This is a genomic window from Halomonas sp. M1 (genome assembly GCF_029581375.1).
GTDB lineage: Bacteria > Pseudomonadota > Gammaproteobacteria > Pseudomonadales > Halomonadaceae > Vreelandella.
Genome location: NZ_CP121119.1, coordinates 3083601 through 3097631, shown reverse-complemented (window position 1 = coordinate 3097631; position 14031 = coordinate 3083601). Strand labels below are relative to the sequence as shown.

Here is a 14031-nt window from a genome sequence, read left to right as displayed (position 1 = left end):
CCATTATTTTTTCGGCAACACAACCGTTTGCGTATTAGAGGCGATATCTGGCCAACTTCTACGCTGCCGATCAAACAAGACCCACCAATAACCTAGCCCAAAAGCAGCCAACGATAGCCAGCCGGTTAAGCAGCGAATCACGCTTTGCATCGGCGTAATCGTATAGCCATCTACCGTTTGTACGCGTAAGCGCCACGTTTGCATGCCTAGCGTCATACCACCACGCGTCCATGAAAAGGTAAAAAATGCCATCGCAGACAGCACGAGTAGCGCTCTTAAGCTCCATACTTCTAAAGCACCCACACCGATTTGATCGGCATTTTGGCCAAGTACAAAGCGGAAAAATGCCACATGAGCCACTGTAATACTGATCCAGATAGCCGCGACTAAAAAACCATCGTAAATCATCGCTCCCAAGCGCCGCGGTAGAGCGGCAGGCCATGTACTATCAAGCTGCGTTAAACGTCGTTGAACCATGTCAATCTCTTCTTAACTAAGGATTAGCCGTTTCGGCGCAGAAAATAGACGCCCACGATTGCGCAGGCAAGCGTGGGCACCAATACCGCCCAAACCGGTGAGAAACCAAAAATCGTCGATGCGGGCGCTAACAGGTCTTGCACATATTTAAAGATCAACCCAGTCACTACCCCGTAGAATACTCGGGTACCTGCAGCCACCGTTCGCAGCGGGCCAAAAACAAAGGAAGCAGCAATCAACACCAAAGAGCCCATGGTGAGCGGCATAAGTATTTTTTGCCAGAAGTAGAGTAGCGGCTGGTCAGCCTGTAGACCCTGGCTTTCCAAGAAATTGGCATAAGCCCAAAGCTCACTGGGTGCCTGGCTTTGAATGTTGCGTAAAAGTCGCTCTAGCTGGGTCGGTGTGAATGCCGTCTCCCAACTAGCCTGCGCCTGGAACGCCGATTCTGTACGGTCGTCAAAAATACGTGTGGTAGTGATGTTTTCTAACTGCCACTCCCCCCCTTCCCAATGGGCACGCTGGGCATGCGTGGCTTCGATAAGGCGGCGCTCGTCAAAGCGGTAGCGGGTTAAGTCCAGCACCACATTATCCGCGCGGATTGCACCAAAGCGATACACACTATCGCCTTCAAATTGCCACCCGCTACGGCTGGTGAGCATTGCCCCTTCACCCTGACGCTGCTCTAAACGCCACGCCTCGGCAAACTGCTCGGTGCGGGGCGTGACAAATTCGGCAACCAACAGAACCACCACGACCACCAGCAAAACCGGTTTCATTACTCCCCACACAATACGCGCGAGAGAGCGCCCTGCTGCCCGCATCACCGTCAGCTCATTGCTTGACGCCATGCTGCCCAGGCCTATCAGTGCGCCAATCAGCACCGCCACAGGGGCGTATTGGTAAAACCGCCAGGGCAAACGCATACCTAAATAAAGCAGCACGTCGAAAGCGGTGTAGTCACCCTGGGTATCGCTTAAGTCCCCAATGTAAGCAATGGTGATATCTAGCCCCAGCAGCACAGTCTGCACCACGATAATGGCGGCCAGGACATTGCGAGCGATATAACGATCCAAGCGATCGAACACCATTTAACGCATCCCCTTACGTTGTGAACGCCATAGCAGTAGACAACCAAGGCCCAAGAATAGCGCGTGCACTGGCCACACGCCGATGGTCGCTGACAATGAGCCGCTGCCAATAGCATCCACGGCGGCCAGTAGTAGGCTCAAATAGGCGACATAAAGAAACACCGCAGGCAGTAGCTTTGCAAAGCGCCCTTGCCGAGGATTAACGCGAGAGAGCGGCTGCGCCAGCAGCGCCAAGATAAACACCATGAACGGCAGGCCTAATCGCCACTGAAACTGTGCCTGAGCGCGCGGATCGGGGTCACTCCATAGCTCAAAGGTAGTCGCATACTCGAGTGAATCCAGCTCCTGGCGACTGCGGCTTAACCCCAAGCGCAGCGTATAGCGCTCAAAGGTTAAACGCTCGGCCTCTTGCCGCCCTGGCGTCACACCATAGCGCTCCCCTTCTTCCAGTACTAAAAAGCGGCTGCCGGTGGCGAGGTTAGTTTCCTGATAGCCTGCCCCAGCCCGTGTCACGTAGCTATGGGTACTTTCTGCATTGGGCTGCGCTTGTTCATGAACCAGCACATCCTGCATTTGCCTACCATCACTACTAAAATCTCTAATATAGGCTGTACGCCCCCCACCAAAGTCCTGAAAGCGGCCCGGTGCTAATATCGAAACATCCAATCGGCTACGCTGCTCTTCCAGGGTAGCCTCGGTCAGTAATGCGCCGGCGGGCGTCAACCACAGGCTGCACACCCCGACCAACACAGCCACCACGGAGGCTGGCAGCAGCGTTACCCGTAAAAGCCGTGCGGGGCTCATGCCGCAGGCCACCATCACAGTAATTTCGCTGTTCATGTAGAGCTGTCCATAGGCCAACAGGATGCCCAGAAAAAATGACAGCGGCAGAATCAGTTCCATGAACCCCGGCAGGTGAAAAAACATCAAACTGCCCAGAATGGTGACGGGAATATCGCCCTCGGCAGCATCCGCAAAATAACGGATGAAGCGACTGCCCATAATGACCAATAGAAGAATACCGGCCACAGCAGACATGGTCAGTAACACTTCACGAGTTAAGTACCGAAATAAAATCAACGCACTCTCCGGCTAAAGGTGCAGGTTGCCATGCAATGCGCCCATGGCTTGGGTACACTAATCCAACTGTTATAAAACCCTAGTAACGGGGCATTATCCCGAATCACTCGATGCTTGTCTTGTTGGAGACGTCATGGAATTTTCCGTTCAGACCGCGAACCCAGCCAAAGCCGAAACGGCTTGCCTCGTTCTCCCCGTGTTTAAAGGTAGCGATTTATTGCCCGCTGTCGCCAAATTAGACGATGCCAGTGAGCGTCTGATTGGCCAGCTGTTAGAGCGCGGCGACTTCGATGCGGCCCTTGGCAATGTGCAACTCATTCCCTTTGCACCGGGCTTGGGCGCCGAACGTTTGCTGTTGGTAGGTCTGGGTAAGCGCGAGAAATGCAAGGAAACGGCATTTATCAAAGCCCTCGACGCGGCACTGACGGCGCTAGTCAAGCTACCTATAGATGAAGCCTGCATCGCATTTACCGATGTCCCGCTGGAAGATCGTGACACAACCTGGAAAGCACGCAAAACCTTTGAATCGGCGGAGCGAGCAATTTATCGTTTTGATCAGTTCAAGTCGTCACCCCAGAAAGCCCCAAGCCTGACAAAATTAAACCTCATTATCAGCGACGCCGATGCCGCGCCCATGGCTAAGCAAGGTGCTGCGCTGGGTATCGCGATCGGTCAGGGCATTAACTTCACTCGCACCCTGGGCAACCTACCGGGCAATGTCTGCACCCCACGCTATTTGGCTGAGCAGGCCGAGCAGCTGGGCCGCGACTCCCAAGGTGCGCTTGAGGTGGAGATATTAGATGAGGAGGCGCTGGAAGCCCTTGGCGCGCACTCACTACTTTCCGTCGGTCGCGGCAGCCAGGAACCTTCGCGGCTGATCGTCATGAAGTACCAGGGCGCAGAAAACCTGGAAGAAGCCCCCCATGTACTGGTAGGTAAAGGCATCACCTTCGATACCGGCGGTATTTCGCTGAAGCCCGGCGAAGGCATGGACGAAATGAAATTCGACATGGGCGGCGCGGCCAGTGTGTTTGGCACGGTAAAAGCGGTGCTGGCCATTCAGCCCAAGCTGAACGTGGTCTTCATTGTTGCCGCTGCCGAAAACATGCCCGACGGTGCCGCCACTAAGCCCGGTGACATTATCAAAACGCTGAAAGGGTTAACGGTGGAAGTGCTTAACACCGACGCCGAAGGCCGCTTGGTGCTTTGCGATGCCCTCACCTACGCGGAGCGTTTTACCCCCGCCAGTGTGATTGATATTGCCACTCTAACCGGCGCCGTGATTATTGGCCTGGGTCATCATGCCACCGGCCTACTCTCCAACGACGATGACCTGGCGCTTGACCTATTAGACGCAGGCGAAGCTGCTTGGGATCGTGCCTGGCACCTGCCGCTATGGGATGAGTACCAGGAGCAGCTGGATTCCAACTTCGCCGATCTGGCCAACATCGGCGGACGCCCGGCAGGCACCATTACCGCCGCCTGCTTCCTATCGCGCTTTGCTGATCACTTCCCCTGGGCGCACCTGGATATCGCGGGTACCGCGTGGCACTCCGGCAAGCAAAAAGGCGCCACCGGTCGCCCAGTCGGGTTACTAACCCAGTACCTGCTTGATCGTGAAGCCGACGCCCAAGTAGAGAATAGCGACGACTAACATCACAATCAGGCGATCAACGGTTGCCATTCGTTGACGTAAACGTTACATCTAAGGGCATTAGCATGCGTGCTGCTTTCAGGGCGCATGCTACACCTAACAAACACTAACACTTGCCCTTCGGGGCCAGGCTATAGCGGAGAGAATACGCCGTGCCCACAGCTTCAGATACCCAGCTTGAATCACATTTTGAAATGCTGCCGTCCAATCAACCGATGGCTGATGAAATTCGTGACAACATTTTGCAAAACCCTGGTTTTGGCAAGCACTTCACTGATCACATGGCCCACGTCCGCTGGACAGTCGACGCTGACTGGCACGGCCATCAGGTGCGCCCCTATGGTCCGCTAATCCTTGACCCTGCAGCATCGGTGCTGCACTACGGTCAGGAAATTTTTGAGGGTATCAAAGCCTATCGCCATGCCGATGGTTCTATCTGGACCTTCCGCCCGGAGAAAAATGCCGAGCGTTTCCGTCGGAGCGCTCGCCGTTTAGCGCTACCGGAGCTTTCCGACGACGACTTTATCGGCTCGCTTAAAGCACTGCTGGCCAAAGACCACAACTGGGTGCCTACGCCCTCAAGCGATGCCGACGAGTGCAGCCTCTATTTGCGTCCATTCATGATCGCTTCTGAAGCTTTCCTAGGTGTGCGCCCAGCCCATGAAGTGGACTACTACGTCATTGCCTCACCCGCGGCGGCGTACTTCAAAGGCGGCATTGAGCCGGTTTCCATTTGGCTCTCGTCACACTACAAGCGCGCGGCCCCAGGCGGCACCGGCTTTGCCAAATGCGGTGGTAACTACGCAGCATCGCTAGCAGCGCAAAAAGAAGCTGCCGCCAACGACTGCAGCCAAGTAGCGTTCTTAGACGCTGCCGAAAACAAATGGGTAGAAGAGCTAGGCGGCATGAACCTGTTCTTTGTCTATAAAGATGGTCGTATTGTCACTCCCCGGCTTACCGATACTATCTTGGAAGGCGTTACCCGTAACTCAGTCCTCACCTTGGCTAAAGACGCCGGTTTAACCCCAGAAGAGCGCCCCATCAGCATTGACGAATGGCGTGAAGGCGCAGCATCAGGTGAGATTACCGAAGTGTTCGCCTGCGGCACCGCAGCGGTCATTACTCCGGTCGGCGAGCTAGTCACCGAAAACGAGCGTATTCGTTTGCAAGGCGACGGCAATAACGAGATCGCCAAGCGTATCCGTAAAACGCTGCTCGACCTGCAGTATGGCCGCAGCGAAGATAAGTACGGCTGGCTCACCCGGTTGGTATAAATCAGTTAGTATCAACCAACAGGTATCACCCAGCGTCCTACCGCCGCTTGCAGCGGCGGTAGGCTTTTTTTGAAAGAGCTGGAACCGCTGGAGCCACCGATGGCACGTATCGACTTCTATATCCTTCCCGACACTACCCTGGAAGCGCGACTGCAGTTTGCTTGCAAGCTTGCCGAAACTATCCACCGCAAAGGGTATCGGTTGCACCTCCACTGCGAAGACAAAACCCTGGCCGAAAAGGCCGATGAAGCGCTGTGGAATTTCCGCGAAGACGCCTACCTACCCCATGCGTTGGAAGATAGCGCGATGGCCGCTAGCGTGCCCATCACGCTCGGCTGGCAACAGCTACCAGTACCCACCGAAGAGACTGCGCTGCTGAACTTGCACCCTGAGATCCCCGACGGCATAGAAAACTACGCGAGAATTGCCGAGATCATCAACCAACACCAGCAGGTGTTAGTTGCTAAACGCGCCTGCTGGCAACGCTATAAAGAAATGGGGCATGAGGTGGTGCCGCATAAACTGGGATAAATAGCCGGTAAAACCGTCCACCAGAAACATCTGACCCCGCACTTGGCGGGGCCATCAACAGACATTAGGCAATCACTATGGGTGCGGCTAGGCAGTCTTCGCCCTAGCCACCCTGTTGCTGTTGCTGCATCTGCTCCTGCATTTGTTGTTGCATTTGCTCCTGCTGTTGAGCCATCGCCTCATCCAGTTGATTGCGCTGTTCCTGAGTGAATACACCTTCGATCTGAGACTGAATGATAACGCTATCAGCAGTCATTTCGGCCGTTAGGTCACCAAGACGCTCCGCATCCGCGCGTATGGCAGCTTCATCGTAATCGGGCCCAACCTGCTCGCCAAGTTGCTGTTGCAACTGCTGGGCTTCCTGCTCCTTGCTACTGATTTCGTTTTGCACCTGGGTCAAGAGGTTATTCAACTCCTGTTTCTGTCCTTCATTCAGATCCACCATTTCATCAAGTTGATTAACTTGGTCATCGACACTGGGGGTGGCGCCACCCATTTGCTGGGCCATGGCGGGAACACTGAATGCCAGTGCTGCGACTGCTGGAACGAAAAGCTTAGCTAGGTGCATAAAAACTCCAATTGCGTACAAAATGTATTCCTACCCGACACAGTACTGACGGGTCTTGCGATAACCCTATATGACCCTATGACAAACCACCTACACAGCAGGAACCACAAAGCTCTATGGTAGCGACTCGTCTTGGCTACGGGCTCCCGCGGTGGCTAGTCAACAAGGCCACAAACAGGCTAACTGTCGATACCTCCCCGGTCCGACAGTACTGTTTTCAAAAAATTCGTTATAACGGCAAATTGTTGATTACCATTAGCGGCGCCTTGCCGCGCCATTTGGACTCATGGAGAAATAAACGTGTTCACGCGCTACCCGCTTGTTACGATCGTCATCGCCCAGCTATTGGGTACCTCGCTGTGGTTTAGCGTGAATGGCGTTGGCTTGGCACTTCAAGATGCCGTGGGCCTGAGTGAGCGCGACTTAGGGATGCTCACCATTGCCGTGCAGGCGGGCTTTATTACCGGCACTCTGTTAATCGCCACCACCGGGCTTGCCGATCGTGTCCGTGCCAGCCACTTGTTTGCCGCCTCGGCGGTGCTAGGCGCATTGATTAACGCCGCCTTTATCGGCGTGGCGGAAAGCGTCAGCTTAGCGGCGGTGGCACGGTTTTTAGTGGGGCTATGCCTAGCGGGTATTTATCCTCTCGGCATGAAGTTGGTGGTGAGTTGGACGCCCACCCACGCAGGCGCCGCCCTTGGCTGGTTAGTGGGCATGCTTACCCTGGGCATTGCCTCGCCGCATCTATTGCGTGGGCTTACGCTGCACCTCCCGTGGCAGTGGCCGCTGCTGATGGCCTCTGCCCTTGCGCTATGCGCCGCCTTCATGATTTTCAAGCTAGGCGTAGGGCCGCATCTCCCTGCCAAAGCCAGTGGCGGGCGCCCCTGGGCGGGGCTTGCAGCCTTCAGAAAAAAGCACTTCCGCGCTGCGTCGCTGGGCTACTTTGGTCACTGTTGGGAGCTGTATGCCCTCTGGGCACTCGTGCCGTTTTTAGTCGCGCGCGAGCTTGAACGACTCACTGCAGCGCCCGGCTTGCAGCCATGGGTAAGCTTTGCGGTCATTGCCCTTGGCCTGCCAGGCTGCGTTTGGGCTGGCCGCTGGAGCCGCCGCGTGGGCAGCGCGCGAGTAGCCTTTGTGACGCTAGCCATTTCCGGCACGCTTTGCTTGGTCTATCCCCTCTTAGGTGGCACATCACCCTGGCTACTGCTGGCACTTTTGGGGGTTTGGGGCCTTAGCGTTATTGCCGACTCTGCGCAGTTTTCCGCGCTGGCGTCAGCCGCTGCCCCACCCGAACGGTTGGGCGCGGCCCTTGCCATGATGAACGCTATCGGCTTTGGCTTAACAATTCCCTCTATCGCCTTGGTCACCGCCCTGTGGGCAAGCCAAGGGCCCTGGGTGGTCTGGTGGCTGCTGCCAGGACCAGTGCTTGGATTAATCGCCATGCGTGGGCTCTCTTCAGGTAAATGATTCCAGCGATTACTTGCTAAGGTAGCCATTTTTTAGCAACGTCACGAAAGGTCTTCACTATGGCCCACGCTGCCCAATGGGTGCCGCTCAGCCAAGAGCACCACGGCGGTTTGATGTGGCAGCGCTACACTGCCTACCATTTTGCTCGGCACACCGCTTATGTCTCTCTCGCTGAACCAGAACTGCGCTTCGCCGCCGCCTGCTTTCCTATTGGGCTTATCAAAGGGAGTGATGGCTGGCAGGCGGTAGCGCTGCTCGGATTAGACGGTGCCAATAACCTGATCATTGACAGCGAGGGGCGCTGGCGGGCGACCTATGTACCTGCTGCGCTGCGCAGCCATCCGTTCGGGCTGCATCGCGATTTCCCAGATACACTGTGCATCGACCAGCGCTCACCCTGTGTGGTGGAGCGCCTGGATGCTGAGCCCTTTTTTAACCAACAGGGAGGATTAGCAAGCTTCCCTAAACAGGTGCTGAATTTTCTTCAACAGCGGGAAAAAGGCTGCCAGCGAGTAACGCAGCAGCTCCAAGCATTAGCCAACGCCCACCTACTCACGCCTTGGCAGCCCAAGGTTTACCAAGGCAGTACGCCGCTGTATAAAATCGATGATCGTGCCTGGCAGGCGCTAACAACTGAACAAATAGGGCTTTTCTGGCAATTAGGCGCCGTGCCTTTAGTGTACGCTCAGCTGCAATCTCAGCTGCAGCTGGGCATTCTCAGCGCTTACCAGCGGCGCAGGGCTACTGCCGCACCTCCGCCCGAACCTACACCAAGCCCGCTTGCTGAATGGCAGGAAGCGCTAAGCAGCGAAGAGCACTACCAATGGCCGGATCCCTCTTAATTGGGTGCTAAGCACCGACGTTATCCAGGAAAGTGAATGTTTTTTAATGTTGATACGCTGCCACATAAACGGCGACTACTTATCAGCGTGGGGGCTGCCTGTTTACTCGCAAGCCCCCTACTCGTCGCTGAAACTGACTTGGATGAACCGCTCCCTATCTCCGCGCCGCTGCCTACCTCCTCTCTGGAAGGCCCGGTTTTTTCGCCGTCACTTAAGCAGTTACTGGATAGCTTTCGCTGGCAGGCTGGCCAACCAATGGGGCAAACTCAAGCGCTAAACGCCCTGCGCGATAAAATCCAGCTGGCGTTAGAGCAGCAGCCGCGCATTCTGGCCCAGCGCTCCCGAGAGCGTGAGTCAGTGCTGCAAATTGACGAAGTGCGCGCCGTGCGCCGCCCCCAAGTGAATGCTGGACTTGAGTACCGCAACGATTTACAACGCACTGAATCACTGCCCGACCGCGGCTCCCGCGTAGACGCGGTAGTCACTCTCAGTCAGTTGCTAATGGACTTTGGCGCCAGTGGCGAACGGCTACGCGCTGCAGATCTAAGCGCTGAAGCTGCTTTTTGGCAGTCCCATGCGAGTGTCGAGGAAGAAATCCTCTACGCAGTAACCGCCTACCTGGATGTAGCCCGCCTGACCGCTCAGCGACAGCTAGCCGAGCACAATCTGCAACAGCATCAACGTATTTTTGAAGACGTTCAACTCCGCCGCGAGGCGGGCGCTGGCTCACAAGCCGACATGCTGCGCGCACAAAGCCGACTAAGCGACGCTAAGTCTCGATTGGTTTCCCTGGACGGTGACTTGGCCCGCGCCGTCAACGTCTATCAAGAAGCGTTTTTCACTACGCCAGACGTAGTTGCCTTACCCCAAGGGGCCGCACTGTTAAGCGAGTCCAGTGCTGATCAACTGCTTAACGACGCCCTTACCCGCAACGCTTCACTGCGCAGCCAAACGCTAGCCAGTGAAGCCAGCGATGCTGAAGCCCAGTCTACCCGGAATGCCCGCCTACCTAGCCTAAGTGTGGCTGTGGAAGGCCGACAGTTTGACGTTAACGACTTCAGCGACTCGGACAACGACGTAGCGCTGCTCTTCAACCTGGACTACACCCCCTATAGCGGCGGTGCGACCTCGGCACGCATTGCCCAAGCGGTTGAACGTCAGCAGCAGAGTCAATTCGAACAGCAGGCGCTGCGGCGCGAGCTGGAGCGGGAAGTACGCTCCGCCTATACCGACACCCGCACCCGCCGAGCAGAGCTGGAAGCGCAAACTGCCACCCTTGCTGCTGAAGAAGAGGCCCTACTGGCCTACCGCGATCAGTTTGCAGTCGGCAGGAGCAGTATTAATGACCTGTTGGATGCCCAGCGCGACCTATTCCAAACTGCCCTGGAGCTGGTCAACCGCCGCGTACGTTGGGAGCAGGCGAGCTTCCAACAGCTTGCGGTTACCGGGCAGCTACTCGACGTGATGGAGATTTATCTTGAACGCCGCTAACCCGAGCACGGATTCTCTTGAGCAGTGCTTAACTTTTGTAGCCGCCCAGTTGGAACTGCCTGTTTCTGAAGCCGCTGTACGCGCCCACCGCGTGGGGGCTGACGCACCGCTTACACCCGATGGCTTTATTGATGCCGCGGAACGTCACGGCATGGTCGCCGCGCTAGGCGAACATGCCCTTGAAACACTGGGCAATTCACTCCTACCGGCGGTCGCACTGCTCAAAAACGGCCGCGCCGTGGTGATTATCGAACGTATCAATGAGCAGCGTTTTGCGCTGTTCGACCCAGCGCTTGGTAACCAGCCGGTAGAAACCGCCTTAAGCGCGTTGGAGGCAGAGTACATTGGTCATCTCATTGCCGTTCGCGCCCGCTACCGCCCGGTGACACTTAACAGCGAACCCGCCATTCAAGGCGGCCACTGGTTCTGGAGCGCGCTTTCATCTAACCGCTGGGTATATACCCAAGTCGTTATTGCCGCTGCACTCACCAACTTTTTAGGTCTAGCTACCTCGCTATTTATTATGGTGGTCTACGACCGTGTGCTGCCAAATGAAGCGATTGAGTCTCTGATCGCGCTTACGATCGGTGTCAGCATTGCCCTGGTGTTTGATTTTGCGGTGAAGACCCTACGCCAGCTATTTATTGAGCGGGCAGGCCAAGAAGCCGACCTCCGCATGGGCAGGCGCATTTTCGACCATGTCCTCAATCTACAAATGAGCGCAAAGCGGGGGTCTACTGGCGGCTTCGCTAATACGCTGCGGGAATTTGAGTCGCTGCGTGATTTCTTCGCCTCGGCGTCGCTGGTAGCGGTGGTTGATTTACCCTTTATTCTGCTGTTTATCGGCGTGATTTACCTGATTGGTGGGCCGCTGTTTTTAGTGCCACTGATCGCAGTACCGCTAGTGTTGCTAGTGGGCATTGCCGTACAACCATTCCTTAAGCGTCTTTCCGGTCAGGCATTCGAGGAGAACCGCTCTAAGCAAGGCGTGCTAATTGAAGCCGTGGCCGGGCTTGAGACCATTAAAGCCAGCGGTGCCGCGCCAATGATTCGCAAGCGCTGGGAAGAGAGCGTGCAGCAGCAGTCGAATGTCGGCCGCAAAGGCCGCGCAATACAGCAGTTTGCGTTAAATGCTACCGCGCTAGCCCAGCAGGCTGCCCAGGTGAGCATTGTGGTATACGGAGTGTTTTTAGTAGGCGATGGGGTGATATCCATGGGGGCAATGATCGCCTGTGTGATTCTCACCGGACGCGCGCTGGCCCCCCTGGCGCAGCTGGCTCAAACCATGACCCGCATCAACCAAGCGCGCACCTCTTACCGGGCGCTTGACCAGTTGATGAATATGCCTTCCGAGCGCCCCGCGGGCCGTCACTATCTAAGCCGCCCAGCCCTCGAGGGTAAAATTCGCCTGCACGACGTTAGCTTCCGTTACCCCGAGCAAACCACGGCGGCGCTGACCGCTATCAACCTGACCATTGAACCGGGGGAAAAGGTTGCACTCCTGGGCCGAGTGGGGTCCGGCAAGAGCACGCTAGCGCGGCTGTTGTTAGGCATTTACCCACCAGAACAGGGCTCGGTGCTGGTAGACGATACCGACATTCGCCAAATCGACCCGGCGGATTTACGCCACAACATCGGTAGCGTGCTGCAAGAGGCTTGGCTGTTTTCCGGCACCGTGCGCCAGAACATCGCGATTGGCGCCCACCATCCCAGCGATGAGCAAATTCTAAATGCTGCCAAATTAGCCGGTGCCCACGACTTTATCGCCCGCCACCCCAACGGCTACGACATGCCCATTGGCGAGCGTGGCGAAGGACTTTCCGGCGGACAACGACAGCTCATTTGCCTTGCCCGCGCACTGCTTGGCGCGCCGCCTATTCTGCTCATGGATGAGCCCACCAGCGCCATGGATATTCAAACCGAAAAAGAGGTCATCGCCCGGCTGAAAACGGCTAGCCAATCGCAAACCCTAGTCGTAGTGACCCACCGCACCAGCCTTCTGGAGCTGGTCGACCGAGTGATTATTCTCGATCAGGGTCAGGTTATTGCCGATGGCCCCAAAGCCAAAGTGATGCGCCCTGTGGAAGCTCCCCCCCTCCGCCCGCGTGAAGGAACAACACCGTGAGCCGCCCTAATTCCCAGCTGGATTTTGAACACTTCGTTCGCCATGGTCGCGCCAAGCGCCCAATCGCCAGCAGCTTACTCCTGTTCACTATTATTGGTTTTTTGCTGATTGGCTTTTTATGGGCCTACCTCACGGAAGTCGATGAAGTCACCCGGGGTCAAGGCAAAGTCGTGCCGTCACGCAGCCTACAGGTCGTGGAAAGCCTGGAGGGTGGCGTCGTCACCGAAATCAACGTGCGCCGAGGCGATGTAGTCGAACAAGGCGATACGCTGATGGTGCTTAGCGGAGGCACCCTGGAAGGTGATTACGAAGAGAGCCTTCAACGCCTGCGTTCGTTGCAGCTACGCTTACAACGGCTGGAAGCCGAAATTAACCAAGTACCTTTGGAGCTGGACTACGCTCTCAGCCAAGGCGCGCCCAGCGTCGCTGCTAGTGAAACCCGCTTATTCCATGGGCGACAGCTGGAACTAAACGCCGAGCTACAGGTGCTTGAACAGCAAGGCTACCAACGCCGCCAGGAAAAGGCCGAGCTAGAAGCTGCACTAAGCACCGCCCGTTCCGGTGTGCAGCTGGCTGAACAGGAACTGGCTATTATTCAACCGCTGGCCCAGCGCGGCATCGAGCCAGAAACTTCGCTGTTACGGGTGCGCCAATCGCTCAATGAATTACGCGGCGAGGTGGCCCGCCAACAAAGCGCCGTTGCCCGCGCTGAATCTTCTATTGCTGAAATAGAAGACCGCAAAATAGCTGCCCGCAACGCCTTTGAAGCCGACGCTCTCGCCCAGCTGGCCGAGGCGACCTCCCACGTTGCTGAGCTTGAAAAAACGCTGCCCGGCCGTGCAGACCAAGTCGCACGCACCACGATCCGATCGCCGGTGGCTGGGGTCGTCAACCAGGTGCACATCAGTACCGTCGGTGGCGTAGCACGCTCTAGTGAGCCACTGGTCGAAATAGTCCCTGCCGACGACGCACTGGTAGTTGAGGCGCACATTCGCCCTGCGGATATCGCCTTTCTTTACCCCGGCCAGCCGGTGAAGGTGAAACTAACCGCCTATGACTTTGCCCGCTACGGCGGCCTGGATGGCGAGCTGGTCACAATTGCCGCCGATGCTGTTCAAATGCCCGAAACAGGCGAGTTGATGTACCCGGTTGAAGTACGCACCGAAGGCTACCTATATGACGCCGACAACCAACCGCTAACCATTATTCCCGGCATGGTGGCGGAAATTGATATTCTCAGCGGCAAGCGCAGCGTACTGGACTACCTAATGGAGCCCGTTGTAAAAGTACGCGACCGCGCCATGCGCGATTAACGGTGGGGCAGATTCATAACCCGCCCCTGACGGCCCCGCCCGAGTCGCGCTATACTTGTCGCCATTTTGCATCCTCGACTAATGAATTCGATACCTCGCCACGCGGGGCGTCTCTGCTGTG

The 14031-nt window shown here is 56.5% G+C and carries 12 protein-coding genes; 8 read left to right on the top strand and 4 right to left on the bottom strand.

All coding sequences use genetic code 11. The annotated features are described in order from the left end of the window. Positions 1-3: 3 nt before the first annotated feature. Genes P8S54_RS14265 through lptF form a run of 3 tightly spaced genes read right to left on the bottom strand, consistent with a single transcriptional unit; the run spans position 4 to position 2645 of the window. Positions 4-477: an RDD family protein gene (locus P8S54_RS14265; protein WP_009100792.1), complete on the bottom strand. Its 474-nt coding sequence runs from the start codon at positions 475-477 to the stop codon at positions 4-6. Between the two features lie 23 nt (positions 478-500). Continuing rightward, positions 501-1565 (bottom strand): LPS export ABC transporter permease LptG, encoded by a 1065-nt coding sequence (lptG, locus tag P8S54_RS14260; protein ID WP_281442250.1) that lies wholly within the window; start codon positions 1563-1565, stop codon positions 501-503. Continuing rightward, positions 1566-2645: an LPS export ABC transporter permease LptF gene (lptF, locus tag P8S54_RS14255; protein WP_009100788.1), complete on the bottom strand. Its 1080-nt coding sequence runs from the start codon at positions 2643-2645 to the stop codon at positions 1566-1568. 133 nt (positions 2646-2778) lie between these two features. Between lptF and P8S54_RS14250 the strand changes: the two genes are divergently transcribed. From P8S54_RS14250 to P8S54_RS14240, 3 genes are all read left to right on the top strand, one after another. After that, positions 2779-4299: a leucyl aminopeptidase gene (locus P8S54_RS14250; protein WP_281442249.1), complete on the top strand. Its 1521-nt coding sequence runs from the start codon at positions 2779-2781 to the stop codon at positions 4297-4299. Between the two features lie 152 nt (positions 4300-4451). Then, a complete protein-coding gene (locus tag P8S54_RS14245; RefSeq protein ID WP_281442248.1) occupies positions 4452-5573 on the top strand; it encodes a branched-chain amino acid aminotransferase in 1122 nt (373 codons plus the stop codon). A gap of 99 nt (positions 5574-5672) precedes the next feature. Next, the gene (locus P8S54_RS14240; RefSeq protein WP_281442247.1) at positions 5673-6104 is read left to right on the top strand and encodes a DNA polymerase III subunit chi; all 432 of its coding nucleotides are present in this window, start codon (positions 5673-5675) and stop codon (positions 6102-6104) included. Positions 6105-6207: 103 nt separating this feature from the next. On the opposite strand, the gene P8S54_RS14235 is transcribed toward P8S54_RS14240, so the two are convergent. Beyond that, positions 6208-6672: a Spy/CpxP family protein refolding chaperone gene (locus P8S54_RS14235; RefSeq protein ID WP_281442246.1), complete on the bottom strand. Its 465-nt coding sequence runs from the start codon at positions 6670-6672 to the stop codon at positions 6208-6210. Between the two features lie 300 nt (positions 6673-6972). Between P8S54_RS14235 and P8S54_RS14230 the strand changes: the two genes are divergently transcribed. The 5 genes from P8S54_RS14230 to P8S54_RS14210 are packed head-to-tail and all read left to right on the top strand — an operon-like array spanning position 6973 to position 13910. Beyond that, positions 6973-8139: an MFS transporter gene (locus P8S54_RS14230; RefSeq protein ID WP_281442245.1), complete on the top strand. Its 1167-nt coding sequence runs from the start codon at positions 6973-6975 to the stop codon at positions 8137-8139. Between the two features lie 59 nt (positions 8140-8198). Continuing rightward, positions 8199-8981, top strand: a complete 783-nt coding sequence (locus P8S54_RS14225; protein WP_281442244.1) for a SapC family protein — start codon at positions 8199-8201, stop codon at positions 8979-8981. A 36-nt stretch (positions 8982-9017) separates the two neighbouring features. Then, positions 9018-10472 carry a TolC family protein gene (locus P8S54_RS14220; RefSeq protein ID WP_281442243.1) on the top strand — a complete coding sequence of 485 codons (1455 nt, stop codon included), beginning with the start codon at positions 9018-9020 and terminating at the stop codon, positions 10470-10472. Then, positions 10459-12597 (top strand): type I secretion system permease/ATPase, encoded by a 2139-nt coding sequence (locus tag P8S54_RS14215; protein ID WP_281442242.1) that lies wholly within the window; start codon positions 10459-10461, stop codon positions 12595-12597. Before P8S54_RS14220 ends, P8S54_RS14215 begins: the two co-directional genes overlap by 14 nt. Then, positions 12594-13910 (top strand): HlyD family type I secretion periplasmic adaptor subunit, encoded by a 1317-nt coding sequence (locus P8S54_RS14210; protein WP_281442241.1) that lies wholly within the window; start codon positions 12594-12596, stop codon positions 13908-13910. Before P8S54_RS14215 ends, P8S54_RS14210 begins: the two co-directional genes overlap by 4 nt. Positions 13911-14031 lie beyond the last annotated feature (121 nt).

What these genes read in the sequence shown, in the direction of transcription:
- P8S54_RS14265 (WP_009100792.1), bottom strand. Translation starts at nt 477, where the DNA reads ATGGTTCAACGACGTTTAACGCAGCTTGATAGTACATGGCCTGCCGCT.
- lptG (WP_281442250.1), bottom strand. Translation starts at nt 1,565, where the DNA reads ATGGTGTTCGATCGCTTGGATCGTTATATCGCTCGCAATGTCCTGGCC.
- P8S54_RS14250 (WP_281442249.1), top strand. Translation starts at nt 2,779, where the DNA reads ATGGAATTTTCCGTTCAGACCGCGAACCCAGCCAAAGCCGAAACGGCT.
- P8S54_RS14240 (WP_281442247.1), top strand. Translation starts at nt 5,673, where the DNA reads ATGGCACGTATCGACTTCTATATCCTTCCCGACACTACCCTGGAAGCG.
- P8S54_RS14235 (WP_281442246.1), bottom strand. Translation starts at nt 6,672, where the DNA reads ATGCACCTAGCTAAGCTTTTCGTTCCAGCAGTCGCAGCACTGGCATTC.
- P8S54_RS14225 (WP_281442244.1), top strand. Translation starts at nt 8,199, where the DNA reads ATGGCCCACGCTGCCCAATGGGTGCCGCTCAGCCAAGAGCACCACGGC.
- P8S54_RS14220 (WP_281442243.1), top strand. Translation starts at nt 9,018, where the DNA reads ATGTTTTTTAATGTTGATACGCTGCCACATAAACGGCGACTACTTATC.